The sequence below is a fragment of the Microbulbifer flavimaris genome, assembly GCF_001641755.2.
Lineage (GTDB): Bacteria > Pseudomonadota > Gammaproteobacteria > Pseudomonadales > Cellvibrionaceae > Microbulbifer > Microbulbifer flavimaris.
Genome location: NZ_LRFG02000001.1, coordinates 159,867 through 181,657, shown reverse-complemented (window position 1 = coordinate 181,657; position 21,791 = coordinate 159,867). Strand labels below are relative to the sequence as shown.

25 protein-coding genes are annotated in these 21,791 nt (G+C 61.4%); 15 read left to right on the top strand and 10 right to left on the bottom strand.

Annotated elements, in window-relative coordinates; all coding sequences use genetic code 11:
* Nucleotides 1-7 precede the first annotated feature (7 nt).
* From AWR36_RS00830 to AWR36_RS16175, 6 genes are all read left to right on the top strand, one after another.
* Nucleotides 8-1,441: an aldehyde dehydrogenase family protein gene (locus tag AWR36_RS00830; protein WP_067079770.1), complete on the top strand. Its 1,434-nt coding sequence runs from the start codon at nucleotides 8-10 to the stop codon at nucleotides 1,439-1,441.
* Between the two features lie 267 nt (nucleotides 1,442-1,708).
* Nucleotides 1,709-1,924: a hypothetical protein gene (locus tag AWR36_RS00825; RefSeq protein ID WP_067079768.1), complete on the top strand. Its 216-nt coding sequence runs from the start codon at nucleotides 1,709-1,711 to the stop codon at nucleotides 1,922-1,924.
* A 95-nt stretch (nucleotides 1,925-2,019) separates the two neighbouring features.
* A complete protein-coding gene (locus AWR36_RS00820; RefSeq protein ID WP_067079766.1) occupies nucleotides 2,020-3,219 on the top strand; it encodes a glycine C-acetyltransferase in 1,200 nt (399 codons plus the stop codon).
* Between the two features lie 89 nt (nucleotides 3,220-3,308).
* Nucleotides 3,309-4,334 (top strand): L-threonine 3-dehydrogenase, encoded by a 1,026-nt coding sequence (tdh, locus tag AWR36_RS00815; protein WP_067079764.1) that lies wholly within the window; start codon nucleotides 3,309-3,311, stop codon nucleotides 4,332-4,334.
* 208 nt (nucleotides 4,335-4,542) lie between these two features.
* Entirely contained in the window at nucleotides 4,543-5,073 is a 531-nt protein-coding gene (gene sodC, locus AWR36_RS00810) for a superoxide dismutase family protein (protein ID WP_067079762.1), read from the top strand.
* Between the two features lie 10 nt (nucleotides 5,074-5,083).
* Nucleotides 5,084-5,224: a hypothetical protein gene (locus tag AWR36_RS16175; protein WP_156417392.1), complete on the top strand. Its 141-nt coding sequence runs from the start codon at nucleotides 5,084-5,086 to the stop codon at nucleotides 5,222-5,224.
* Between the two features lie 69 nt (nucleotides 5,225-5,293).
* Here the strand turns inward: AWR36_RS16175 and AWR36_RS00805 are convergent, their stop codons facing one another.
* Complete coding sequence (locus AWR36_RS00805) at nucleotides 5,294-6,007, bottom strand: alpha/beta fold hydrolase (protein ID WP_067079760.1); 714 nt, start codon at nucleotides 6,005-6,007, stop codon at nucleotides 5,294-5,296.
* A 293-nt stretch (nucleotides 6,008-6,300) separates the two neighbouring features.
* Here AWR36_RS00805 and AWR36_RS00800 point away from each other — a divergent pair, with 293 nt between their 5' ends.
* Nucleotides 6,301-6,855 carry a DUF1439 domain-containing protein gene (locus AWR36_RS00800; protein WP_067079758.1) on the top strand — a complete coding sequence of 185 codons (555 nt, stop codon included), beginning with the start codon at nucleotides 6,301-6,303 and terminating at the stop codon, nucleotides 6,853-6,855.
* On the opposite strand, the gene AWR36_RS00795 is transcribed toward AWR36_RS00800, so the two are convergent.
* Together AWR36_RS00795 and AWR36_RS00790 are read right to left on the bottom strand one after the other, a co-directional pair.
* The gene (locus tag AWR36_RS00795) at nucleotides 6,845-8,122 is read right to left on the bottom strand and encodes a cation:proton antiporter (protein WP_067079756.1); all 1,278 of its coding nucleotides are present in this window, start codon (nucleotides 8,120-8,122) and stop codon (nucleotides 6,845-6,847) included. The two genes, AWR36_RS00800 and AWR36_RS00795, sit on opposite strands and share 11 nt — an antisense overlap.
* A gap of 89 nt (nucleotides 8,123-8,211) precedes the next feature.
* Nucleotides 8,212-9,756, bottom strand: a complete 1,545-nt coding sequence (locus tag AWR36_RS00790) for an FMN-binding glutamate synthase family protein (protein ID WP_067104394.1) — start codon at nucleotides 9,754-9,756, stop codon at nucleotides 8,212-8,214.
* Nucleotides 9,757-9,870: 114 nt separating this feature from the next.
* Between AWR36_RS00790 and AWR36_RS00785 the strand changes: the two genes are divergently transcribed.
* Nucleotides 9,871-10,962, top strand: a complete 1,092-nt coding sequence (locus AWR36_RS00785; RefSeq protein ID WP_067079754.1) for a PA0069 family radical SAM protein — start codon at nucleotides 9,871-9,873, stop codon at nucleotides 10,960-10,962.
* Nucleotides 10,963-11,078: 116 nt separating this feature from the next.
* Complete coding sequence (locus tag AWR36_RS00780) at nucleotides 11,079-11,366, top strand: GIY-YIG nuclease family protein (RefSeq protein ID WP_082679314.1); 288 nt, start codon at nucleotides 11,079-11,081, stop codon at nucleotides 11,364-11,366.
* Nucleotides 11,367-11,390: 24 nt separating this feature from the next.
* Here the strand turns inward: AWR36_RS00780 and AWR36_RS00775 are convergent, their stop codons facing one another.
* The 3 genes from AWR36_RS00775 to AWR36_RS00765 all read right to left on the bottom strand — a co-directional run bounded on the left by AWR36_RS00775 (nucleotide 11,391) and on the right by AWR36_RS00765 (nucleotide 13,150).
* Nucleotides 11,391-11,603, bottom strand: coding sequence for a zf-HC2 domain-containing protein (locus AWR36_RS00775; protein ID WP_067079750.1), 213 nt, complete (start codon nucleotides 11,601-11,603; stop codon nucleotides 11,391-11,393).
* Nucleotides 11,600-12,292, bottom strand: a complete 693-nt coding sequence (locus tag AWR36_RS00770) for an RNA polymerase factor sigma-70 (RefSeq protein WP_082679313.1) — start codon at nucleotides 12,290-12,292, stop codon at nucleotides 11,600-11,602. Before AWR36_RS00770 ends, AWR36_RS00775 begins: the two co-directional genes overlap by 4 nt.
* A 162-nt stretch (nucleotides 12,293-12,454) precedes the next feature.
* Nucleotides 12,455-13,150: an SDR family oxidoreductase gene (locus AWR36_RS00765; protein WP_067079749.1), complete on the bottom strand. Its 696-nt coding sequence runs from the start codon at nucleotides 13,148-13,150 to the stop codon at nucleotides 12,455-12,457.
* 50 nt (nucleotides 13,151-13,200) lie between these two features.
* On the opposite strand from AWR36_RS00765, the gene AWR36_RS00760 reads away from it, so the two are divergent.
* The 6 genes from AWR36_RS00760 to AWR36_RS00735 all read left to right on the top strand — a co-directional run bounded on the left by AWR36_RS00760 (nucleotide 13,201) and on the right by AWR36_RS00735 (nucleotide 18,706).
* On the top strand, nucleotides 13,201-13,527 hold the full coding sequence (locus tag AWR36_RS00760; protein WP_231745203.1) for a DUF3301 domain-containing protein: 327 nt from the start codon (nucleotides 13,201-13,203) through the stop codon (nucleotides 13,525-13,527).
* A gap of 10 nt (nucleotides 13,528-13,537) precedes the next feature.
* A complete protein-coding gene (locus AWR36_RS00755) occupies nucleotides 13,538-13,768 on the top strand; it encodes a DUF1653 domain-containing protein (protein WP_067079746.1) in 231 nt (76 codons plus the stop codon).
* A gap of 71 nt (nucleotides 13,769-13,839) precedes the next feature.
* Nucleotides 13,840-14,907, top strand: a complete 1,068-nt coding sequence (locus tag AWR36_RS00750; protein ID WP_082679312.1) for a saccharopine dehydrogenase family protein — start codon at nucleotides 13,840-13,842, stop codon at nucleotides 14,905-14,907.
* Between the two features lie 238 nt (nucleotides 14,908-15,145).
* Complete coding sequence (locus AWR36_RS00745) at nucleotides 15,146-15,676, top strand: phosphatase PAP2 family protein (protein ID WP_067079740.1); 531 nt, start codon at nucleotides 15,146-15,148, stop codon at nucleotides 15,674-15,676.
* Nucleotides 15,673-16,740: an MJ1255/VC2487 family glycosyltransferase gene (locus tag AWR36_RS00740; RefSeq protein WP_067079739.1), complete on the top strand. Its 1,068-nt coding sequence runs from the start codon at nucleotides 15,673-15,675 to the stop codon at nucleotides 16,738-16,740. Before AWR36_RS00745 ends, AWR36_RS00740 begins: the two co-directional genes overlap by 4 nt.
* Nucleotides 16,741-16,903: 163 nt before the next feature.
* Nucleotides 16,904-18,706 carry an acyl-CoA dehydrogenase gene (locus tag AWR36_RS00735; RefSeq protein WP_067079737.1) on the top strand — a complete coding sequence of 601 codons (1,803 nt, stop codon included), beginning with the start codon at nucleotides 16,904-16,906 and terminating at the stop codon, nucleotides 18,704-18,706.
* 49 nt (nucleotides 18,707-18,755) lie between these two features.
* On the opposite strand, the gene AWR36_RS00730 is transcribed toward AWR36_RS00735, so the two are convergent.
* The 4 genes from AWR36_RS00730 to AWR36_RS00715 form a co-directional block, all read right to left on the bottom strand.
* Nucleotides 18,756-20,084 carry an ATP-binding protein gene (locus AWR36_RS00730; RefSeq protein WP_067081713.1) on the bottom strand — a complete coding sequence of 443 codons (1,329 nt, stop codon included), beginning with the start codon at nucleotides 20,082-20,084 and terminating at the stop codon, nucleotides 18,756-18,758.
* A 36-nt stretch (nucleotides 20,085-20,120) separates the two neighbouring features.
* Entirely contained in the window at nucleotides 20,121-20,795 is a 675-nt protein-coding gene (locus AWR36_RS00725; RefSeq protein WP_067079735.1) for a response regulator transcription factor, read from the bottom strand.
* Between the two features lie 22 nt (nucleotides 20,796-20,817).
* Nucleotides 20,818-21,159, bottom strand: a complete 342-nt coding sequence (locus AWR36_RS00720) for a PepSY domain-containing protein (RefSeq protein ID WP_141398448.1) — start codon at nucleotides 21,157-21,159, stop codon at nucleotides 20,818-20,820.
* Between the two features lie 86 nt (nucleotides 21,160-21,245).
* A complete protein-coding gene (locus AWR36_RS00715; RefSeq protein ID WP_067079731.1) occupies nucleotides 21,246-21,779 on the bottom strand; it encodes a glycine zipper 2TM domain-containing protein in 534 nt (177 codons plus the stop codon).
* Nucleotides 21,780-21,791: the final 12 nt, after the last annotated feature.

Below are 21,791 nucleotides of genomic sequence, written 5' to 3'. Positions count from 1 at the left end.
TGGTGTTATGACTGATTTGAGCAAACTGCATACCAACAAGTTGTATATCAATGGCCAGTGGCAGGACTCCAGCGGCGGCGACCTGCACGCGGTGATTTGCCCGGCGACCGAAGAGAAGATCTGTGACGTTATCCAGGGCACTGCCGAGGATGTCGACGAAGCCGTCAGGGCAGCCCGCGATGCCTTCAAGTCCTGGCGCACCACCACCGCTGCAGAGCGCGCCGCTTTCCTGAATGCCATTGCCGATGGCATGGAGGCCCGCAAGGAAGAGCTGATTGAGGCGGTTTCCGTGGCTCTGGGTTGCCCGCCACACATCACCGAGTGGCTGCATGTGGATGGTCCGATTTACTCCGTCCGCTACTACGCAGAGCGCGCGCAGCTGATGGAAAAAACCGAAAAGGCCGGGCACTCCCTGATCATGCGCGAACCCGTGGGTGTGTGCGGTTTTATCACCCCGTGGAACTACCCGCTGCACCAGTTCGTGGGCAAGGTGGCCCCGGCCATTGCCGCCGGTTGCACCATGATCGCCAAGCCGTCCGAGATGACGCCACTGCAGGACTACGTGATGGCGGAAATCATCGATTCCGTCGGCCTGCCGGCAGGGGTTTTCAACTTGGTACCGGGTGCCGGGCCCATCGTCGGCGCCGCCCTGTCCGCTCACCCGGACATCGACATGGTTTCCTTCACCGGCTCCACCCGCGCCGGGGTGGAAGTGGCCCGCGCGGCCGCGCCAACGGTCAAGCGTGTATGCCAGGAACTGGGTGGCAAGTCGCCCTTTATCGTCACTCCCGATGCGGATCTCGAGGCCGCAGTGCGCTGGGGTTGTGAGGATGTGTTTATCAACACCGGGCAGACCTGTACCGCCCTGACACGGATGCTGGTGCCGGCGGATCGCTACGAAGAAGCGGTGGAGATTGCCAAGCGAGTGGCGGAAGAGGTCAAACTCGGCAAGGGCGGAGACGCCTTTATGGGCCCGCTCTCTTCCGCGCGCCAGCGAGATATCGTGCGCAGCTATATCGACAAGGGCATCGATGAGGGCGCGCGCCTTGTGGCGGGCGGTTCCGAAGCCCCCGCGGACTTCCCGAAGGGCTTCTACGTAAAACCCACCGTGTTTGCCGATGTCACCAATGACATGACCATCGCCCGCGAGGAAATCTTTGGCCCGGTGACCTGCCTGATCCCCTACAAGGACCTGGACGAGGCCATCGCCATTGCCAATGACAGTGAGTACGGCCTTTCCAGCGGCGTGTGGGCCAGGGATGCCGAGAGCGCGCTGCCGGTAGTGCGTCGCCTGGAGGCGGGCCTGTGCTTCGTCAACGGCGGTGAGTTCAACTACGATGCACCCTTCGGCGGTTTCAAGCGGTCCGGCAACGGCCGCGAGTTCGGCGAAGCCGGCCTCGACGAGTTTATCGAACTGAAATCCGTGCAGATGCCGGCATAAACCTCTGCGCTGCCCCCGCCCGGGGGGCAGCCATATTGACTGTCCATTCCCGCCCCGCTATCTTTCCCCCCGACATCAAGAGAGTGGCTGACGCCAACGCCAACCTGCCGACCGGGGCAAGGTGGTTGCTCTCTCACCGCAGATAAACGGGGAGAGGGGATGGGACTCGGTTTTCCAACAGAAAACTTCGGGTAATCCAACCGGAATCGCGAAACGTGTTTCGCCGCTTCCACGTCAGCCCTCCAAAGCTTTTAACTTGGAGGGACCATGTCCGAATCACTGAATTCCAGCAAAGCATTCATCGAAATAGAGATCGCCAACCAGCGCAACCGCACCGCGGTCAGGGCCGTGCGCCAGGACGATCGCCAACTGCTGTGGCAGCTGCTGTTCGAGACTGCCGAGGAAGCGTTAGAATTCGCAACCACCTGCCGCACCAGTGACAGTCCGGTCACGGCCCACAAGGCCTGTGAGATGGCGGGTTAAACGCTAACCTTGTGTATTCGGCCGTGGTGGCGCGCGATCCGCGCTACCGCTACCGGGCGCCACAAGCGCATATCTGAGGAGCCAACAAGAACACCATGTCCAAGTCAGAGCAATTCTTCCAGCATCTGCGTGATGAGCTGAAGCAGATCGAGGCCGATGGCCTGTACAAGCGCGAGCGCATCATCACTTCGCAGCAGGCAGCCGAGGTCCAGGTCAACAACGAGTTGCCGGTGCTGAACTTCTGCGCCAACAATTACCTGGGCCTGGCCAATCACCCGGACCTGATCGCCGCGGCGAAGGAAGGGCTCGAGCAGTACGGCTTCGGCATGGCATCAGTACGCTTTATCTGCGGCACCCAGGATATTCACAAGGCGCTGGAATCCCGCCTGTCGGAATTTCTGCGCACCGAGGACACCATCCTCTACACGTCGTGCTTCGACGCCAACGGCGGCCTGTTCGAGACCCTGCTGGGGCCGGAGGACGCCATCATTTCCGATGCCCTCAACCACGCATCGATCATCGATGGCGTGCGTCTGTGCAAGGCCAAGCGTTTCCGCTATGCCAACAACGATATGGCGGACCTGGAAGAGAAGCTGAAAGAGGCGGACGCTGCCGGCGCCCGCACCAAGCTGATCGCCACCGACGGCGTTTTCTCCATGGACGGTGTCATTGCCGACCTGAAGGCGCTCTGCGACCTGGCCGACAAGTACGATGCCCTGGTGATGGTGGACGACTCCCACGCGGTGGGCTTTCTCGGCGAACACGGCCGCGGGACCCACGAATACTGCGATGTAATCAACCGTGTCGACATCATCACCGGCACCCTGGGCAAGGCCCTCGGTGGTGCGTCCGGCGGCTATACCTCCGGGCGCAAGGAAATCATCGACCTGCTGCGCCAGCGCTCGCGCCCCTACCTGTTCTCCAACTCCGTCGCCCCGGCGATCGTGACCGCATCGCTGAAAGTGCTGGATATGCTAATGGAAGGCGGCGAATTGCGGGAACAGTTAGAACAGAACTCCGCCTACTTCCGCCGCCGCATGACCGAGGCCGGCTTCACCCTCGCCGGTGCCGATCACCCGATCATTCCGGTCATGGTCGGCGATGCCACCCTGGCCCAGAAGATGGCCGACAAGATGCTCGAGCGCGGTATCTATGTAGTGGGCTTCTTCTACCCGGTGGTGCCGAAGGGGCAGGCCCGTATCCGCACCCAGATGTCTGCCGCTCACACCCGCGAACAGCTGGACCGCTGTATCGACGCCTTCGTGGAAGTGGGCAAAGAGCTCAATATCATTTAACCGATTCACTCACCGCGGCCCGGACTCCGTCACAAGCGGTGTCCGGGCCTTGTGCTGGCGGTCCATCACCGCCAGAAACGGGATAACGCATGAAAGCACTGTCAAAACTGAAGGCCGAGCCGGGCATCTGGCTCACGGATGTGGAAGTACCGGAACCGGGCCACAACGACCTGCTGATCAAGATCCGCAAGACCGCGATTTGCGGCACCGACATGCACATCTTTCACTGGGATGAGTGGTCCCAGAAGACCATTCCGGTCCCCATGGTGGTCGGCCACGAGTATGTGGGTGAAGTGGTCGGCATGGGCCAGGAAGTAGCGGGGTTCGAGATCGGCGACCGGGTTTCCGGCGAGGGCCACATTACCTGTGGACACTGCCGCAACTGCCGCGCGGGCCGTCGCCACCTGTGCCGCAACACCTACGGCGTCGGCGTCGATCGCCAGGGTGCCTTCGCCGAGTACCTGGTGATACCCGCCCTGAACGCCTTCAAGATTCCGGAAAATATTTCCGACGAACTGGCCTCGATCTTCGATCCGTTCGGCAATGCCGTGCACACGGCGCTGTCCTTCGACCTGGTAGGTGAAGATGTACTGATTACCGGCGCCGGCCCCATTGGCATCATGGCTGCCGCGGTGGCTCGCCATGTCGGTGCCCGCCATGTGGTCATCACCGACATCAACGATTACCGGCTGGAGCTGGCTCAAAAAATGGGCGCAACCCGGGCGGTGAACGTCAGTCGCGAGAAGCTCACCGACGTCATGAACGAACTGGGCATGAGCGAAGGCTTCGACGTGGGCCTGGAGATGTCCGGGGTACCGGTGGCTTTCCGCGATATGCTCGCCGCCATGAATCACGGAGGCAAGATCGCCATGCTGGGCATTCCCGCCGGCGAGATGGCCATCGACTGGAGCCAGGTGATCTTCAAGGGCCTGATCATCAAAGGCATCTACGGTCGCGAAATGTTCGAGACCTGGTACAAGATGGCGAGCCTGATCCAGTCCGGCCTTAACCTGGATCCAATCATCACCCATCAATTCAGTATCGATGACTTCCAGACAGGCTTCGATACCATGGCCTCCGGCGAATCCGGCAAGGTCATTCTCAACTGGCAGTAAGCTCTGCCGCCCGGTGCCGGCCGACAGGCCGGACCGGTGACTTTTCCCACCCTGCGCCTCCATCCTGGTCCAGTGACCGCCAGTTCCGCCTGAATCGGGCAACTTTGCCCAACACCTTCTAGACTCAGGGGACAGACTAATCACACCAATTTACGCGCCAGACGCCGTTGCGGCATACCCGCAGGCAGGTGGCACGGAGGAGCAGACCATGAGAATGAGCTGTCGAGTACTGTTGGGCGCTGCGGCGCTTTCCCTGGCCGCGTTTGCACACGCGGACGTCGTGATCGAAATGCACGCGGTCAGTAAAGACGGCGTAGGCAAGAGTGTCGGCAAGGTCGTGGCCACCCAATCGAAACATGGCGTCGTCTTCACGCCCATTCTGGAGGGGCTCCCGGAGCGGGGCACTCTGCACGGATTTCATGTGCACGAAAATCCCAGCTGCGAGCCCGCGGAAAAAAACGGCAAGGTCGTGCCGGCACTGGCTGCGGGCAGTCACTATGACCCGAAAAAGACCAACCGACACAGCTTTCCCTGGGGCACCGGTCACCTCGGAGACCTGCCGGCCATCTACGTCGACATGAAGGGCAATGCCAACAGCCCGGTGCTGGCGCCGCGACTGAAGCTGTCCGACCTCAAGGGGCGCTCCCTGATGATTCACGCTGGCGGCGACAACTATTCCGACCAGCCCAAACCCCTTGGCGGTGGTGGAGCACGGGTAGCCTGCGGCGTGATCCGCTGAGGAGCCAGGGGTGAAACGGATAGTAATCCCGGTGCTGGTCGCCCTGGTTCTGCTCGCTCTGGCCGGCACAATCCAGCAGTGCACCAAGGGAGAGCGCCTGAAAACCCAGCCAAGCGAGGATCTGGGGCTGGTTTCACCGGCGCGATCTTGACCCCTCAAAGGCGGTCGGAAAGGCGCCGGTCCATGTGATACCGGCGCCTTTCCGTATGCCGTTTGCCGTTTAGCGGATCAGGGACACCTGGCGCTCATAGGTGTATGACTGCAGGCCGAAGTGACCATACGGATAGGTATAGCTCGCACGTTCCCCGGCGATCCGGCTTGAGTGCACACCACCCACCGTACACACGCCGGTGGCGCAGACAATCTGGTCCGACCAGCTCTTGATGGAATAGACACGGGCAGCTATCGACTTGCCGTACAGCCAGTCCAGGAACGGGCTGGAAACCGACAGTCCGTAGTAACCGCAGGTACTGTTGTAGACATTGAACGGGTATGTGCCACACGTCCAGAGTCCGCGGTAGGCACCCGCAACTCCCACAAACGCATCGACGTTGTTTTTCACCCCCGCCTTGATGATCTGCTGGGCGCCCAGAGTGACTCCCATAGAGTGGCCAATTACGTCGATTTTGCCGGTACACGAACTGGCGATGGCACTCTCAATGGCATTACGCACCGGTGTCTCCTCAGAGCCATTGTGATTGTTGCAGGCAGCACAGGACTTCGAACCCCAGTTCGGCAGGTAAATCTGGCTGCTTGAATAACCCTGCGAATAGAGTTCCTGTACCGTATTGTCCCAATCGGAGGGCGAGCCGCTATTGCCGTGCACCAATACGACGTTGTCGTTACAGGCGCCGTAACTACCCGCGGCCAGGAACCAGGAAAAAAGCAATGCGACGGTACCGGCTGCGCGCGCCGGCAGAGGACGGTGTAACATGGTGTCTTCCTTGTGTTTTCTCTCATTATTTTTTTGCCGCACAGCCCTGAACCCGGCTGCCGGATTTTACTTTTGCGGATGGCCATCGGAGAAACTGCATAGCGACCCCCATCCGCCACCAGAATTGACATGGGCGGGCGACCGGGGGAATCAGACTAAAGTCGTAGATGGCGGGTTTTTATTGGAAGCTGCGCACATTATTGACTGTCCGGCGCATCAATCGTCCACAATGACTATGCTGCGAGGGGAACTGCAACGCTGGAAAACTCACCGGGATACTGGATAGCGATGCAATGAAAGCATTTCTGGCCACTTTGTGTATCGCCCTGCTGCTTCTGGCAGTGGTCGGCTACCTGTTTTACAGCAACAGGGAACACCAGCTGCGTATTCCCGAGGAACAGCTGCAACAGAGGCTGCAACAGCGCATGCCGCAGACACGGACCTACCTCAGGGTCTTTGATGTGACGCTGGATAATCCGCGTGTGCAACTGCGTGAGGAGAGTGGGCGCATCGGCGCCGGTATGGACATCCTGGTGGAACTGCGCAGTACGGGGAAAAGACGGGAATACCGCGGTAAGCTGGATGTCGCGGGGCTGGTACGCTACGACGCCAGTTCGGGCAGGTTCTATCTTTCGGAAGCGGAGATCGAGCAACTGGAACTCGGCAGCCTGGAAGGCAAGACACTGGAGCGGGTCCGCGCAGTTCTGCAACTAGCCCTGCAGGAATATTTTGCCCTGCAGCCCCTGTACGAACTGAAACCTGGCGATATCCGCCAGCGGGCTGCGCGCATGGTCCTGCGCCGGGTCGAGGTGCAGGGGGACGAACTGGTGATTACCCTCAGTCTCTAGCGGACTCGCTGCTGGCGGTGGCCTGGGGTTTGCTGAGCAACCATTTACAAGTAGTGCCCTGCACCAGCAGTGAAAACAGCACCACGCCGAACACCATGGCCTGAACTGTCCACCAATAAGGCAGTTCAACCGGCAGGGACAGCACAAGCGCGACGGCGACCACCCCACGCAATCCACCCCAGCCCATCACCAGCCGCCACTCCTTGGGAATTGGCGGACCGATAAAGCGCGCCACCGGCGCCAGCAGGAAAATGGTCAGCGCCCTCGCCCCCACAGCCGCGGCGATGGCAATAATCATGGCCAGCCAGCGCTCGGTAAACATTTCCCAGGTAATGACCAACCCCATGATCACAAAAATCAGTGCGCTGAACATGAGGTTGAGCCACTCCCAGGTGGGCTCCGCATGGATCAGGTAAGTCTCCCGCTGCTCCCGCAGGCAGGCGCGGGCAACGATGCCACAGGTCATCACGGCGAGGATGCCAGAGACGTGCACCACATGCTCTGCCAGATAAAAGCTGCCGAACGCAGCCAGTAACAGCACCACCAGGGACGCGCCGGCTGAGCGCAGGAACAGCACCGCAATGGCCGTGACCAGGCCACACAGCAACCCCACCGCCAGTCCACCGAAGAAAGTCGCAAGGAAATATACGGTTACCGCGCCCGCCCCTTCCAGCGCCTCGCCAGTACCGACACTGCCCTCCATCACGGTGTGCAGTGCCACCCCCAGTGTCAGGCTGTATAAAACGATCGCCGCAGCATCGTTGAAGAGACTTTCCCCCTCCACCAGCGTAATCAGGTCCTCGCCGGAATGCCCCGTGCGAAGTTTGTTGACCACCGAGACCGGGTCGGTTGCCGCAAGGATGACGCCGGTAAGAAAAGCAGCGATCCACGGAAACCCTTCCGCATGATCCATGCCGTAGTAGGTCAGAAGCCCGATCAGAACGGCTGAAAGCAGGACACCGACGGTAGAGAACAGCAGAACCGGACCCAGCCAGCGCTTCAATACCGCAGGCTCGATCTGCCAGGCAGCCTCAAAGATCAGCACCGGCAGGATGACGAAAAAGACCAGTGCCTGCATGTTGTGCGCGCGCAGGCCGGTATCAAAATCAATAGCGGGCAGCAGCATACCCGCGAGTACGCCGGCGATCAGGCAGCCGAGGGTATTGTCAGTGCGCAGGATGCGGGCGAGGGCCAGGCCAACTACGGCCGCAACCGCCATATACAGCCCCTGCCCCACCAGGGTGATGACATTATCGGCAGATTCCATTGCCATGCTTCCTTTTTACTTGGCCTGACTTTGCCTGACCAGTTCCAGCCCGACTTATTCTGGCCGGGCTTGCCGTTCCTTGTACCGGGTCAATCGACACCCCTGTCCGAGGCAATCACTGACTTGGGCTTCACTTCCGGCACCAGCTCCGGCAGCGGCGTTGCCAGGCCGCGCTCGTTGATCACTTCCACGTGATGGCGCCGAAGCTGCCGTGGCTCTCGCACGCCGCAGGAGTGTGCAATGGTGCCCACTTCATAGGACAGGTTGCGGGCATAATTGGCGACACGTTCCGCTTTGTTCACCGGATCCAAGCCCTGCTGCAGGTCCGGATTGTGGGTGGTGACGCCGGTGGGGCAGGTATTCTTGTTGCACTGCATGGCCTGAATGCAACCCAGTGCAAACATGAATCCGCGACCGCAATTGACGAAATCCGCGCCCATCGCCAGTGCCCAGGCCACCATCGAGGGCGTCAGCAACTTGCCGGAAGCGATGACCTTGATTCGCTCGCGCAGACCGTACTGGGCCAGCAGATCCACCACCAGCGGCAGGCTGCGGTTAATGGGCAGCCCCATGTAATCCATCAGGCTCTGGGGCGCGGCGCCACTTCCACCGTCGGCGCTGTCGATGGTGACGAAGTCCGGCGCATACTCGGGCCCCCGCAGCTGGATGCGCTCGCACATTTCATGCAACCAGTCACTGGACCCGATGACACACTTGAAACCGGTGGGCTTGCCGGTGACCGTGCGGATATGGTGGACCATGTCCAGCAGGCCATCGACCGTGTGGAATTCGGGATGGCCGTTGGGACTGATGGAATCCTCCCCCACCGGAATGCCCCGCACCCGGGCAATCTCCCGGGTCACCTTGATGCCTGGAAGAATCCCGCCCTTGCCGGGCTTTGCCCCCTGGGACAATTTCAGCTCGAACATCCTTACCTGGCGTTTCTCAGCCACCTGGCGCAGCTTCTCGTCGCTGAGGTTGCCCTGCGCATCACGCACGCCGTACTTGGCGGTCCCAATCTGGAAGACGATATCGCAGCCACCGCTGAGGTGGTGGTCGGAAAGCCCGCCCTCCCCGGTATTGAGCCAGATACCCGCCCTGGCAGCACCGTGCGAGAGGGCAGTCACCGCCGGCACCGACAGTGCGCCGAAGCTCATGCCGGAGATATTGACGATAGCACTGGTGGTATACGGGTGCTCGGCGTGGCCCTCGCCAACTGTGACCTCCCGTGGCGGGGCGGCGTCCTTTTTGAGCGTGGGAAACGGGTGGTTGAGGAAAAGCACGTCACCTGGCTGGTTCAGCGGGCGGGTGGAACCAAATGCCGAGGTAGAGTCCACGTTCTTGGCTGCGCGGTAGACCCAGCTGCGCTGGGCCCGGTTGAAGGGCAGCTCCTCCCGATCCAGGGCAAAAAAGTACTGGCGGAAAAACTCTCCCAGATGCTCAAACTTGTAGCGGAAGCGCCCCAGCACCGGAAAGTTGCGCCGGATGGCCTGCTTGGTCTGGCTGACATCCGACAGGTACATGTAGAGCACATAGAGCACCAGCACCACCAGTGCAAAGGCGAATATCAGCCCAAACACCTGCAGCACCTGAATTGCAAACCCGCGGATCGACGCCACCGCCTCCAAGTCCATACCGCCACTCCCTCGTCAGATCAGCCCCTATTGTATGTGTCGGGCAGCGGGCTTGCACCAATGGTGCCGGGGCGCCTAAACTGTACATTCATACAGCTATCGAATGAATTGACCTTGGCCAACGACCACCCCGACAACCCCCTTCAAAAGCACCGGGGCCGCGGCGCTGTCAGCAATCTGGCCGGACGGTTTGCCACCAACATCAGTACCTGCGAAAGCGATGGCTGGGAGCTGGAGGAAACACCGCAGCGGCGGCTGCGGACAGAAGCACTGCCGGAACGGGCCAAGAGCATTATCGCCAGCAACCGCTCGCCTGACATCCCCTTTGACCAATCCATCAACCCCTACCGGGGCTGCGAGCACGGGTGTATCTATTGCTACGCGCGACCAGCTCACGCCTACGTTGATTTATCCCCGGGTCTGGACTTCGAGACCCGGTTGTTTTTCAAACCCGACGGCCCGGCTTTGCTGGAACAGGCGCTGCGCAAGCCCGGCTACGACTGCAAACCGATTGCGCTCGGCTCCAATACCGATCCCTACCAGCCACTGGAGCGGCAAAAGCGGATTACCCGACAGCTGCTGGAAGTCATGCACCGTTTCCAGCAGCCGGTCACCATTGTCACCAAGAGCCAGCTGATTCTGGACGACCTGCCACTGCTGGCGGAAATGGCACGGGACAACCTCTGCCAGGTGGCCATCAGCGTCACCACCCTCGACAATGCCCTGAAGCGGCAGCTTGAGCCCCGCACGGCGGGTCCGGCAGCGCGACTGCATACCATAGAAGCCCTGAGCGACGCCGGCATTCCAGTGGCAGTGATGGCAGCCCCCATGATCCCGGCAATCAATGACAGTGAGCTGGAGGCCATCCTGGCGGCCGCCCGGGACGCCGGGGCAGACCAGGCCGCCTATATTCTCCTGCGCCTGCCTCACGAGGTCGCACCGCTCTTTCGCCAGTGGTTACAGGAACATTACCCGGACCGACTGTCACATGTAATGAGCCTGGTTCGACAGAGTCGCGGTGGGCGTGATTACGACAGCAATTTTGCCCAGCGACAGACCGGCACCGGAGTTTTCGCCCAGTTACTGCAACAGCGGTTTCGAATCGCCTGTCGCAAGCTGGACCTGAACAGGCGCCGCCAGTCACTGGATTGCAGCCGTTTTGCGCCGCCCCCGTGCGCGGGTGAACAGCAATCACTCTTTCAGTGACTTGTCCTCTCACCCCCCCCGCTCCTGCGAAAATTACCGCTTGCCCGCAACGGCGTCGGGCACGGTTTTCAAATGCGCCGTTATTCACGGACAATACGGCAACGGAGGAAATGCCCTTGAATAACTGGTTCATCTACCTGGTCCGCACGGCGCGAGGTGCGCTGTATACCGGTATCACCCGGGACGTGGAGCGACGTTTTGCGGAGCACAGCGCAGGCGGAGTGAAAGCCGCCAAGGCGTTGCGCGGTCGAGGCCCCCTGACCCTGGTATTCCAGCAAGGGTTGCCCGACAAGTCTTCCGCCCTGGTGGCGGAGGCGAGGATCAAAAAGTGGGGAAAAGCGAAAAAAGAGGCTCTGGTGCGTGGCGAGATAGAACTGCAGCAGGCGATGACTGAGACGGCTTAGGCGAGAAACAGGGATCCCGAAAAGTCAGTCGTTTTCCAGGCTCTCGTCATCCCGGCCGTCAACATCCCGGCGGGCATAGCTCCGGCAGATCTTGCGCAGTGTTTCCATCTGCTGGGAGAAGTTGCGGCAAGCCCGGCACATCGCCAGGTGCATACGCAGCCCCATACGCTCGGAGAGGCCGAGCTCCCGCTCCTGGGCCTCGGACACAAGCTGGGTGATTTCACGACAATTTCTCACGCTTCCTCCACGGCCTCGCCGGCCTGAAACCAGTTGTTCTCCAGACATTCCCGCAAGCGCATGCGCGCACGGTGCAGGGTGACATTGAGGTTGCTCACTGTGACATCGGCGGCTGCACAGATCTCCGGGGTTTCAAGCTCGATGAACTCCCGCATCATGAACAGTCGCGCCTGCTGACCGGGCAGCCGGTCGAGACAGGCCTCGAAAACCTGCCAGAAATGCCGGTCGTGGATCGCGGACTCCGGGTCCGCCCAGTGCGCCGGGCGTTCGTCCCGACGCCAGTGTCCGCGGTCATTGAACAATTCATCCAGATCCCGGTGTTCCTCATCAGTCCGCAGCAAACTCTGGACTTCCACCTGCCGACCGCGGGCCCGTAGCAGATCGGCGATTTTGTTTTTCAAAATGGCGAACATCCAGGTCTTCAGTGCCGCCCGGCCATTGAAGCTGCGCACACTCTTCAGCGCTCCCAGCAGCGCCTCCTGCACCGCATCTTCAGCCAGGCCCCGATCTCCCAGCTGCATGACGGCAAATCGCTGCATCTGTGTTCGCAGCCCCTCGAGGTAGACCGGGTCCTGCAGGTGGGCCACGGCATCCACCGCTGGCTCGCCACCTCTATCGCTCCGGCCGGGGGCCGCTTTACCGCCCGAGTACTCGCCCACTGATATTTCCTCCGGTTTTGGCCCCGTCATGGCCTCATGTCTCCCCCACCGGAGCGCCCGGCAGACAGCATCGCATTCCCATAACTGTACGGGTCGAGCACCTTCTGCCGACTCATACCGTTCTGTCGCTGCTCCGGGGGGATTTATTACAGTGTTGCACTGCCTTTGTTACGCCTCGCCTCTGACCCAGCCCTACCAGGGGATGGCACTGCCATCGTAGTTGAGAAATGAGCCACTCTTTTCCGGCGTTACATGGAGCAGTACCTCCTTCAGGCCGCTGACACTCTCCTCCGGGGATATCAACGCCCTGGGGCCGCCCATATCCGTCTGCACCCAGCCCGGATGCAGTGCGACCACGGTGATACCCCGCTCGGCCAGATCAACGGAGAGGCTTTTCACCACCTGGTTGACCGCCGTCTTCGAGGTCCGGTAGATGTAACCACCGCCGGAGCTGTTGTCGGCGATACTGCCTACTTTGCTGCTGATTACTGCGATCAGTTTGCGCTCGCTTGCCGCCACATTGGCACAGAAGGTTTCCGCGAGCATATAGGGGGCGATGGTATTGGCCTCCAACACCTTGCGCCATTCATCCCGGTCAACGCGTCCAAACAGGGTGCCCTTGGGGCCGTAGTAGCCCGCATTGCTGAGCAGTATGTCGATGGGTTGCCCCTGTAACCGCTCCGCCAGCTGAGCCATCTGCTGGTAGTCCGTCACATCCAGGGTGTAGACCTGCAGCTTGCGGTACTGCCGCTCCAGCGCTTTCAATTCCTCGGCGCGATCCAGATCCCGGCACGTGGCCACCACCTTCCAGTCATCTGCTGCAAACTGGCGGGTCAGCTCGAGGCCGAGGCCGCGATTGCACCCGGTTATCAGAATGGTTCCCGGCATGACAGCTCCTTCATGTTACTCTCGTGCCCTCAATCATACAGAACAACTGAATGTCGATGGTTTACTCTCTGAGCGATCTTGTCTGGATCTTTCTGCTGGCGCTGGGAGGCTGGTATCTCTGGAGCGGTATGGCCGCCAAGGAACTGGTGCGACGGGCGGCCGCCAAACACTGTGCGCAACTGGGCGTGCAGCTGCTGGATGACACCGTCGTGCTGGTGCGCACGCGCCTGCGCAGGGATAACCGCGGTCAGTTTCGCCTGCAGCGCAACTACGAGTTCGAGTTCGCCTCCACCGGCGAGCGCCGTTATAGCGGTATAGCAACCCTGCACGGCCAGCGCATTACGCAGATGCAGCTGTCCCCCCATCATCTGGCCTGAAGACCGCCCCATGGCCAATACCAACCCCTGCCCACGGGGTATCTACCGCCACTACAAGGGTCAGCTCTACGAAGTGCTCGAGGTAGCACGCCATTCGGAGAGCGGAGAGCAGCTGGTGGTTTATCGGGCTCTCTATGGCGATTACGGTGTCTGGGCACGACCGCTGTCGATGTTCACGGAGACAGTAGAGCATAACGGCGTCACAGAAGGCCGCTTCGTTCTGTTACAGGTATTTGACTAAATCGCTGACTCGCCAGTAAGGTTGCGTCACCATTTTCCACCCCCATCCGAACCAGCACACAGGGTCCCCCGGTGAAGAATAAAAAGATAATGATTTACGGCGCCTACGGTTATACGGGCGAACTGATTGCCCGGGAGGCCGTTGCCCGTGGTTACCATCCGATTCTGGCCGGGCGCAGCGCGGAAAAACTGCAGCCACTGTCAGAGGAACTGGGCATGCCCGCGATGGCGATGCCCCTGGATGCGAGCGAGACGCTGGAACGCACCCTGCGGGATATGGATGTGGTGATTCACTGTGCCGGGCCATTCTCCGCCACCGCCGAGCCGATGATGCGCGCCTGTATTGCCGCGGGCACCCATTACCAGGACATCACCGGTGAAATGCAGGTGTATCAGCGCGCGCACACGATGCACGAAGAGGCCAAGGCCGCCGGTATCGTTCTCTGCCCGGGCACCGGCTTTGACGTGATCCCGACCGATTGTCTGGCGGCGGCATTGCACCGGGCCATCCCCACCGCCACGCACCTCACCCTCGGCTTTGATTCTGACTCCGGCCTCAGCCCGGGCACCGCCAAGACCTCCATCGAGAGCCTCGGCGTCGGCGGTGCCGTGCGGCGCAATGGCTCCATCGAGATCATTGGCCACGGGGAACTGACCCGTACTATCGATTTCGGGCGCGGCGAGAAATTTGCCGTCGCGATCCCCTGGGGGGATGTGGCCACCGCCTATTACTCCACCAATATCCCCAACATCGAAGTCTACATTCCCATGAGCCCCCGCCGGGCAAAGAAACTGAAGCGCCTCAACGCTTTCCGCTGGTTGCTGAAACTATCCTGGGTCCAGAACTGGATGAAGGAAAAGGTCGACAAGTCCGTCAAGGGGCCCAGCGAGGACAAGCGCTCGGAACAGAAAACCTGGGTGTGGGGAGAAATCCGCAACGACCGCCGTGGCGAGCGCAAGATCGGGCGGGTGCAGACCGCCAATGGCTACGACGTGACCGTCCACGGCTCCCTGGCGGTGATGGAGTTCCTGCTGGATTATCAGGGCGAGGGCGGTTATTTCACCCCGTCAAAACTGTGCGGCTTCGAACTGGTCGAGCAGCTTCCCGGCTCCAGCCTGATCAAGATCGGCATCGACTGACATCCAGCCTGGTCCGGTGCCGGGGCGCTGATTGTTGTAATCCGGCCGGGCCTCCGCCCATCCCTTTCTGCAGGGCTCACGAACCCGGGCCAACTCATAACCCACAGTGCGACTGCCGCAGTGCGACTGCCGCAGTGCGACTCGCGCAGTGCGACTGCCGCAGTAAATACCGCCAGATTTCATGTTCCTGACATAAATCGGTCAAGTCAGCGCAATATTGCGTTCGTAACTTGGCGGCATGAAAAGCTTACCTGTCACTCTGAAAGCGTTCGATGTGTCACTGGTACTGCACATGGCACAGCGAGCCGCGCGCCCCGCCTCCCGGCAGCGCTACCTGTGGCTGTCCAGGTCTGCGGACGGTTGGCTGTACCTGATCTCGCCGCTTCTTCTGGCGCTCGTCAACACCGCTTCAGCGGCAGTGCAATTCTTTACGGTCTGCGGAACCGCCTTCGCCGTGGAGCGCTCCCTGTACTGGACAATCAAGAACACCACCCGGCGCCTGCGGCCGCCGCAGGCAATTCCCGGCCTGCGTTCAGTGGTTATCGCCAGTGATCGGTTCAGCCTGCCGTCCGGGCACACCTCCGGGGCCTTCCTGTTCGTCACCCTGCTCTCCCAATTACTGACCCCCCTCTGGCTGGTGGGCTATTTTTGGGCGGCTGGCGTGGGCGCTTCGAGAGTGGGACTGGGCGTGCATTTCCCTACCGACGTCTGTGCCGGTGCCGCCCTTGGCACCAGTGTCGGCCTGTTAATCAGCGGAGCAATGCTTTGAAAATTCTCTACGGTGTTCAGGGGACTGGCAACGGTCATATCTCCCGTGCGCGGGCCATGGCCAGAGCACTGCAAGCGCACCCGCAACTGGAAGTACAGTGGCTGTTTTCCGGCCGCAGCCCGGAAAAGCTGTTCAGCATGGAACCTTTCGGCGACTACTGGTGGCGCGAGGGTCTGACTTTCGTGCATCGCGGTGGCAGGATCGATCAGCTGGCTACGGCGCGCCAACTCAGCCCTCGCCGACTGCTTCGTGATGTGCGGGAGCTGCCGGTAAACGATTTCGACCTGGTCATCACGGATTTTGAGCCAGTAACGGCGTGGGCCGCCAAGCGCGTGGGCGTCGCCAGCCTCGGCCTCGGCCACCAGTACGCATTCAACTACGCCATTCCGGCACCGCGCTTCAACTGGATGGCCCGTGCCATCATGCGCGCATTCGCCCCGGCAAAGAGCAGCCTGGGAATGCACTGGTACCATTTCGGCCACCCGATTCTGCCCCCCATCGCCCGGCCCCACGCAACCGCCAGTGACGGCGAGCACATACTGGTGTACCTGCCCTTCGAACATCACGAGGTACTGGTCCGGGAGCTCGCCAAACTGCCCCATCACTTCATCGTGTACGGAGCCCCAATTGACCTGCCTACGGCGAACAATGTGGAGCTGAAGGCTCCCTCCATCGACGGCTTCCAACAGGATGTTGCCGATGCCCGAGCGGTAATCTGCAACAGCGGCTTCGAACTGATCGCTGAAACCCTGACACTGGGCAAGCCCATCCTGACCCGACCCCTGAGCGGCCAGTTTGAACAGGAGGCCAATGCCCGCGCCCTGAGCGAACTGCAACTGGCCAGGGTGGTAGCCAAGATCGATGCACAGTCCATCGGTGCCTGGCTGGACAAGCAGCCCGTCGGGGTGCGTATCGACTGGCCGGATGTGGCCGGCAGCATCGCCCAGTGGCTGGCTACAGGGCGTCAGCAGCCTGCCGACGAGCTGGCTGAGGGTCTCTGGGAGCAGGTGGTGCCCGGCCGCAGCGCCGACAACAGTGCGCCTGTCGAGACGGCCCTGGACTGATCTCCTACGGCGGGCCCCGCGCCCGCCTGTCTTTATCCGCCCTGCCGGCTGGCCTGAATCATCATTGCCCAGCTCTTCGCCCGCCCGTTACTGTCCTGTCATGATCCATCCCACCGGGCGTGGGGTAACAAACTGCACACTGGCGAACAAGGCAGAGCAAATTATGGATACGCCACTCCTCAATGAACGGGATATCGACTTCCTACTCTACGAACTCCTCGACACCGAATCACTGCTGCAGCGACCCCGTTACCGGGAGCACTCGCGGGAAATTTTCAATGCAACGTTGCAGTCGGCACGCACAGTCGCAGAGAAACACTTCGCCAACCACAACGCCAAGGGGGATGCCAATGAACCCCATTTCGATGGCGAGCGGGTTCACCTGATACCCGAGACCAAACAAGCCTGGGATGCGTTCGCCGAGGCAGGTTTCCTCGCCGCGCACTGTGACGAGGAGGAAGGCGGCCTGCAGTTGCCGGAGGTGATACTGCGCACCGCGCTGGCCTATGTCAGCGCCGCCAATGTGGCCTCCGCCGCTTACCCCTTCCTGACCATTGGTGCCGCCAACCTGATTCGCTCTTTCGCCAGCGATGACCTCAAGGCCCGCTTCCTGCCGCCGATGCTGGACGGGCGCTTTTCCGGCACCATGGCCCTGACAGAGCCGGACCAGGGCTCGGCACTGGGCGACCTGCGCACCACTGCCACGGCCGCGGGGGATGGCAGCTACCGCATTCGCGGGCAGAAGATGTATATCTCCGGTGGCGACCATTCGCTCACCGACAACATCGTGCACATGGTGCTGGCGCGCATCGAGGGCGCCCCCGCCGGCGTCAGGGGCATCTCCCTGTTCCTGGTGCCCAGAAATCTGGTCGACGACAAGGGCAACGTCGGTGAACGCAACGACGTGCAGCTGGCGGGCCTGCTGCACAAGATGGGCTACCGCAATACCACCTCCACGGTGCTGAGTTTCGGCGAGGGCGATGGCGCTGTGGGCTATCTGGTGGGCGAGCCGCACCGCGGTCTCGGCTATATGTTCCAGATGATGAACGAAGCGCGTATCGGCGTGGGGATGGGCGCGACGGTGCTCGGTTACCAGGGGTACAACCACGCCCTCGAGTATGCGCGATCCCGCCCCCAGGGACGCCTGCCCTCCAGTCGCGATGCCCGCTCCCCGCAGGTGCCGATTATTCGCCACGGGGATGTGCGCCGTATGCTGCTGGCACAGAAAGCCTATGTCGAAGGCGCCCTGGCCCTGTGCCTCTATGCCTCTTCCCTGCACGAAGACCAGCGGACGGCACCCGGTGCCGAAGGGCGCAGCAACGCGGCACAGCTGCTGGACCTGCTGACTCCAGTGATCAAGTCCTGGCCCTCCCGCTACGGTGTGGTCGCCAATGACATCGCCATCCAGGTATTGGGCGGCGCGGGATATATCCGGGAATACCCTCTGGAACAGCTCTATCGGGACAATCGCTTGAATCCCATCCACGAGGGCACTGAGGGAATTCAGGGGCTCGACCTGCTCGCCCGCAAAGTGCCGGCTGAGGGGCTGGCAGGATACCAACTGCTACAGGGCGCCATCCGCCAGACAGTCATGGAGGCCAGGGATTGCTCGTCACTGGCCGGCCAGGCCGGGGCGCTGGAAAAAACACTGCAGCAACTGGATGAAACCACGTTAAAGCTGATGGGCCAGTTACAGGCGGACCCCGATCGGGGACTCGCCAATGCCACTCTGTATCTGGACGCCTTTGGGCGCGTGGTGGTGGCCTGGATCTGGCTGCGCCAGGCGCTGGCGGCAGAACGCGGCCTTGCCGACGCTGACTCGGACACGGAGCGCCACTTCTATCGCGGCAAGCTGCAGGCGGCGCGCTATTTCAGCGAATGGGAGCTGCCCCAGGCCGGGCCCCAGCTGACGCTGCTGTCGGAAGGCAACAGTACCCCTTACGAGATGGAGGACGCCTGGTTCTGAAACCGGGCGTTCTCCACCAGCGCCCGGGATAGCGGAATGCGTGCGTCACTCAGACCGTGACAGAGATCTTTGCCCCGCCGAGGTCGGAAGCGCTGACCTCGATTTCACCCTCGTAGCTGGAGACGATATCCACCACCACGGCGAGCCCGATGCCCTGCCCGGGCTGTTGCTGATCTGCCCGCACGCCCCGGCGCGTTATGGACTGCCAGGCATCGGTATCGATACCCGGGCCATTATCGGCGACCTGCACATGCAGCCGCCGGCCATCTTCACCATTGGCGATATGGACGCGAATCCTGCCGTTGCCGTATTTGTGCGCGTTGTCCAGCAGGTTGCCGAGCAACTCCATCAGGTCGCCTTCATCGCCGTAAAACAGCGGCTCATTCTCGCACTGTACTTCCACCTCGACCGGACTCGCCCGGTACACTTTTTCCAGGGCGTCGAGAATTTTCTGCAGTATTGGCGCGACGGGGACGCCCCGCAGAATAGACTTGGGGGAACTGGTCACCGCCCGCTGCAGCTGATAGCTGATGATGCTGTCCATGCGCTGCACCTGTTCGATCAACGCTCTGTAAGCAGCGCGGTGATCACTGGTGAAGTTCAACCCTTTCAGCACCGCCAGAGGGGTTTTCAGGCTGTGTGCCAGGTCGGCGAGGGTGTGCCGGGTCTTCTCCCGCTGGCGCCGCTCGTTTTCGATCAACAGGTTGAGGTTGTCAGTGAGCGGCTTCAGCTCTCTGGGGAAGCGCCCCTCCAGGCGGTCACTGCCCCCCTGCTGCATTTCCTTCAATGACATCGCCACCTGGCGCAGCGGCGCCAGCCCCCAGCGCAAAACCAGCCACTGGCTCAGGATCAACAGCAGCGCGCCCAGCCCCAGCCAGCGCCACAGGGTTGCGCGAAACTGGGCCACCTGGGCCCGCAGCGGTTCCGCATCTTCCAGCACCACGAATGTAAACTGCAGCTCGTTGTCGAGTCCCCAGGCAATACCCTGGCGCAAACTCATATAGTCCCCGACCCCGGGAATGGCCACAGTGCCGAAGGCCTCGCGCCCCTGGGGCAGTGGATGTGTGGGTAACTGGGGCAGTGTCAGAGCTGATTCCGAACGCCAGATCACCCGGCCGCGGGCATCGGTCACCGCTCCAATGAGCCCCGAGTCCGGCTGGTTGAAACGCTGTTCCGGCAACACCGGCGGAAACCGCAGCGAATCACCATCAGGCTCCGCCACGACCAGGAGGGTATAGATATGCAATTGCAGCTCGCGCTGCTTCGCGGCATCAAGCGAAGTGCGAAACGCGTGCTCCAGCACACCGGAAATCAACAGCAGGAAAACCACCAGCACTGCGGTGGTCAACAGGGAGAGACGGCCCTTGAGGGAGTGCAACCAGCCGGAAAAATCCAAGACCCTGACCGCCGCTGATCAGGCCGGGGCGACGAAGCGATAGCCGCGTCCGCGCAGTGTCTCAATCGGCTTGATCCCGCCCGCCGCGTCAAATTTCTTGCGCAGGCGACCGATGAACACTTCGATCACGTTGCTGTCGCGGTCGCAGTCCTGTTCGTAGATATGCTCTGTCAGCACCGTTTTGGATACCACTTCGTCCGGGTGCAGCATCAGGTATTCCAGCACCTTGTATTCGAAGGATGTGAGGTCCAGCTCAGCTTCACCGACGGTCACGCGGTGGGAACTGGTATCCAGGGAAATCGGGCCCGCCTTCACCACTGGCGAGGAAAAGCCAGCGGAGCGACGCACCAGGGCGTTGAGGCGAGCAATGAGCTCTTCGGTGTGAAAAGGTTTTACCAGATAGTCGTCACCACCAGCTTCCAGCCCGCTGACACGCTCCTGCCAGTGGCCCCGGGCAGTCAGGATCAGGATCGGAAAATGCTTTTCCTCTCCCCGCAAGGTTTTGATCACCTGGATCCCATCGATTTTTGGCAGGCCCAGGTCCATGACCGCCACATCGTAGGAAAACTCTCGGCCTAAATAGAGGGCCTCTTCCCCATCCGGTGCCTCGTCCACCGTATAGCCGGCCTCACGCAGCGATGCCGCCACCTGATGCCGTAACAGTTCCTCGTCTTCAACCAACAGTGCGCGCATGCTTCCCCCCGGCGATCGGTCGTTAGCGAACGATACGTCCGCTCCGCTTATCCACGTAGACCACATATACCTGGCTTTTCTCCGAGAGCCCTTTGACCCGGTACATGGGGCGTCCGTTTTTTTCCACTTCTGAAACCGCGAGAATCTTGCCGCCGAAACGGCGCTTCACGATCGCCGCGGCCTCATCCCGGGAAACCTGCCCTCTCTGCGCCGGTTTCCACCGTTGCAGTGCCGCCGGTCGCACCGTATCCACCGCCGGCTGCCAGACAGTCGCCTGCGCCGGCAGTGCGCCGGAACCAGCGGCACACACCAATGCGAAGGCCATTGCGGCAACGGTGTGTATGGGCTTGCGATTCAATTTCACAATCTTGCTCCCAGGGGGCACTCTGTAATCCGTGGTCAAGACAACTTTCTCGTTTACCGGCCTCGTTTCCAGGCCTCGTTTCCGGGCTACCAGGCCGGCGTGACGTCGACCCTGACCCGGATTCTATCCCCCGGGTGCTGGTCAGTGCGAGTCAGATAATGTCGCCCATTATAGCGATAGCGAACATCGTATCCGACCAGCTCCCGTTCCATGATAAATTCGTCCACCACCTGGCAGCGTCGCTCGGTGCCATACCTGGTCCTGCCGGCACGACTGACTTCGTGGCCAATGGCAGCCCCTACGGCAGCACCTGCCAGGGTTCGCCCATTGCGCCCCCTGCGGTGGTGACCCACCTCACGACCGATCGCTGCGCCGATCAGGCCACCGATCACGGTGCCGGCGGCAGAACCCGGCCCGGGATAGGCAACGGTCTCCTCCCAGCATTCCGTCCGCGGCCGGCGTACCTGAATATCCCGGTAGATGGGCGTCACGTCGGTGACCCGGGCAAAGTCGTATCCGTCGCCGCCGTAGCCGCCATAGCCGCTGCCGCCCGCCTGGGCTCCGGCGCTGGCGAGCGCCGCCAGCAGCGCGGCCACGGCCAATTTACGGTGCAGTTGCATCAGGTGATCTCC

What these genes read in the sequence shown, in the direction of transcription:
- AWR36_RS00830 (WP_067079770.1), top strand. Translation starts at nt 8, where the DNA reads ATGACTGATTTGAGCAAACTGCATACCAACAAGTTGTATATCAATGGC.
- AWR36_RS00825 (WP_067079768.1), top strand. Translation starts at nt 1,709, where the DNA reads ATGTCCGAATCACTGAATTCCAGCAAAGCATTCATCGAAATAGAGATC.
- AWR36_RS00820 (WP_067079766.1), top strand. Translation starts at nt 2,020, where the DNA reads ATGTCCAAGTCAGAGCAATTCTTCCAGCATCTGCGTGATGAGCTGAAG.
- tdh (WP_067079764.1), top strand. Translation starts at nt 3,309, where the DNA reads ATGAAAGCACTGTCAAAACTGAAGGCCGAGCCGGGCATCTGGCTCACG.
- sodC (WP_067079762.1), top strand. Translation starts at nt 4,543, where the DNA reads ATGAGAATGAGCTGTCGAGTACTGTTGGGCGCTGCGGCGCTTTCCCTG.
- AWR36_RS00805 (WP_067079760.1), bottom strand. Translation starts at nt 6,007, where the DNA reads ATGTTACACCGTCCTCTGCCGGCGCGCGCAGCCGGTACCGTCGCATTG.
- AWR36_RS00800 (WP_067079758.1), top strand. Translation starts at nt 6,301, where the DNA reads ATGAAAGCATTTCTGGCCACTTTGTGTATCGCCCTGCTGCTTCTGGCA.
- AWR36_RS00795 (WP_067079756.1), bottom strand. Translation starts at nt 8,122, where the DNA reads ATGGAATCTGCCGATAATGTCATCACCCTGGTGGGGCAGGGGCTGTAT.
- AWR36_RS00790 (WP_067104394.1), bottom strand. Translation starts at nt 9,756, where the DNA reads ATGGACTTGGAGGCGGTGGCGTCGATCCGCGGGTTTGCAATTCAGGTG.
- AWR36_RS00770 (WP_082679313.1), bottom strand. Translation starts at nt 12,292, where the DNA reads ATGACGGGGCCAAAACCGGAGGAAATATCAGTGGGCGAGTACTCGGGC.
- AWR36_RS00765 (WP_067079749.1), bottom strand. Translation starts at nt 13,150, where the DNA reads ATGCCGGGAACCATTCTGATAACCGGGTGCAATCGCGGCCTCGGCCTC.
- AWR36_RS00760 (WP_231745203.1), top strand. Translation starts at nt 13,201, where the DNA reads ATGTCGATGGTTTACTCTCTGAGCGATCTTGTCTGGATCTTTCTGCTG.
- AWR36_RS00755 (WP_067079746.1), top strand. Translation starts at nt 13,538, where the DNA reads ATGGCCAATACCAACCCCTGCCCACGGGGTATCTACCGCCACTACAAG.
- AWR36_RS00745 (WP_067079740.1), top strand. Translation starts at nt 15,146, where the DNA reads ATGAAAAGCTTACCTGTCACTCTGAAAGCGTTCGATGTGTCACTGGTA.
- AWR36_RS00735 (WP_067079737.1), top strand. Translation starts at nt 16,904, where the DNA reads ATGGATACGCCACTCCTCAATGAACGGGATATCGACTTCCTACTCTAC.
- AWR36_RS00725 (WP_067079735.1), bottom strand. Translation starts at nt 20,795, where the DNA reads ATGCGCGCACTGTTGGTTGAAGACGAGGAACTGTTACGGCATCAGGTG.
- AWR36_RS00715 (WP_067079731.1), bottom strand. Translation starts at nt 21,779, where the DNA reads ATGCAACTGCACCGTAAATTGGCCGTGGCCGCGCTGCTGGCGGCGCTC.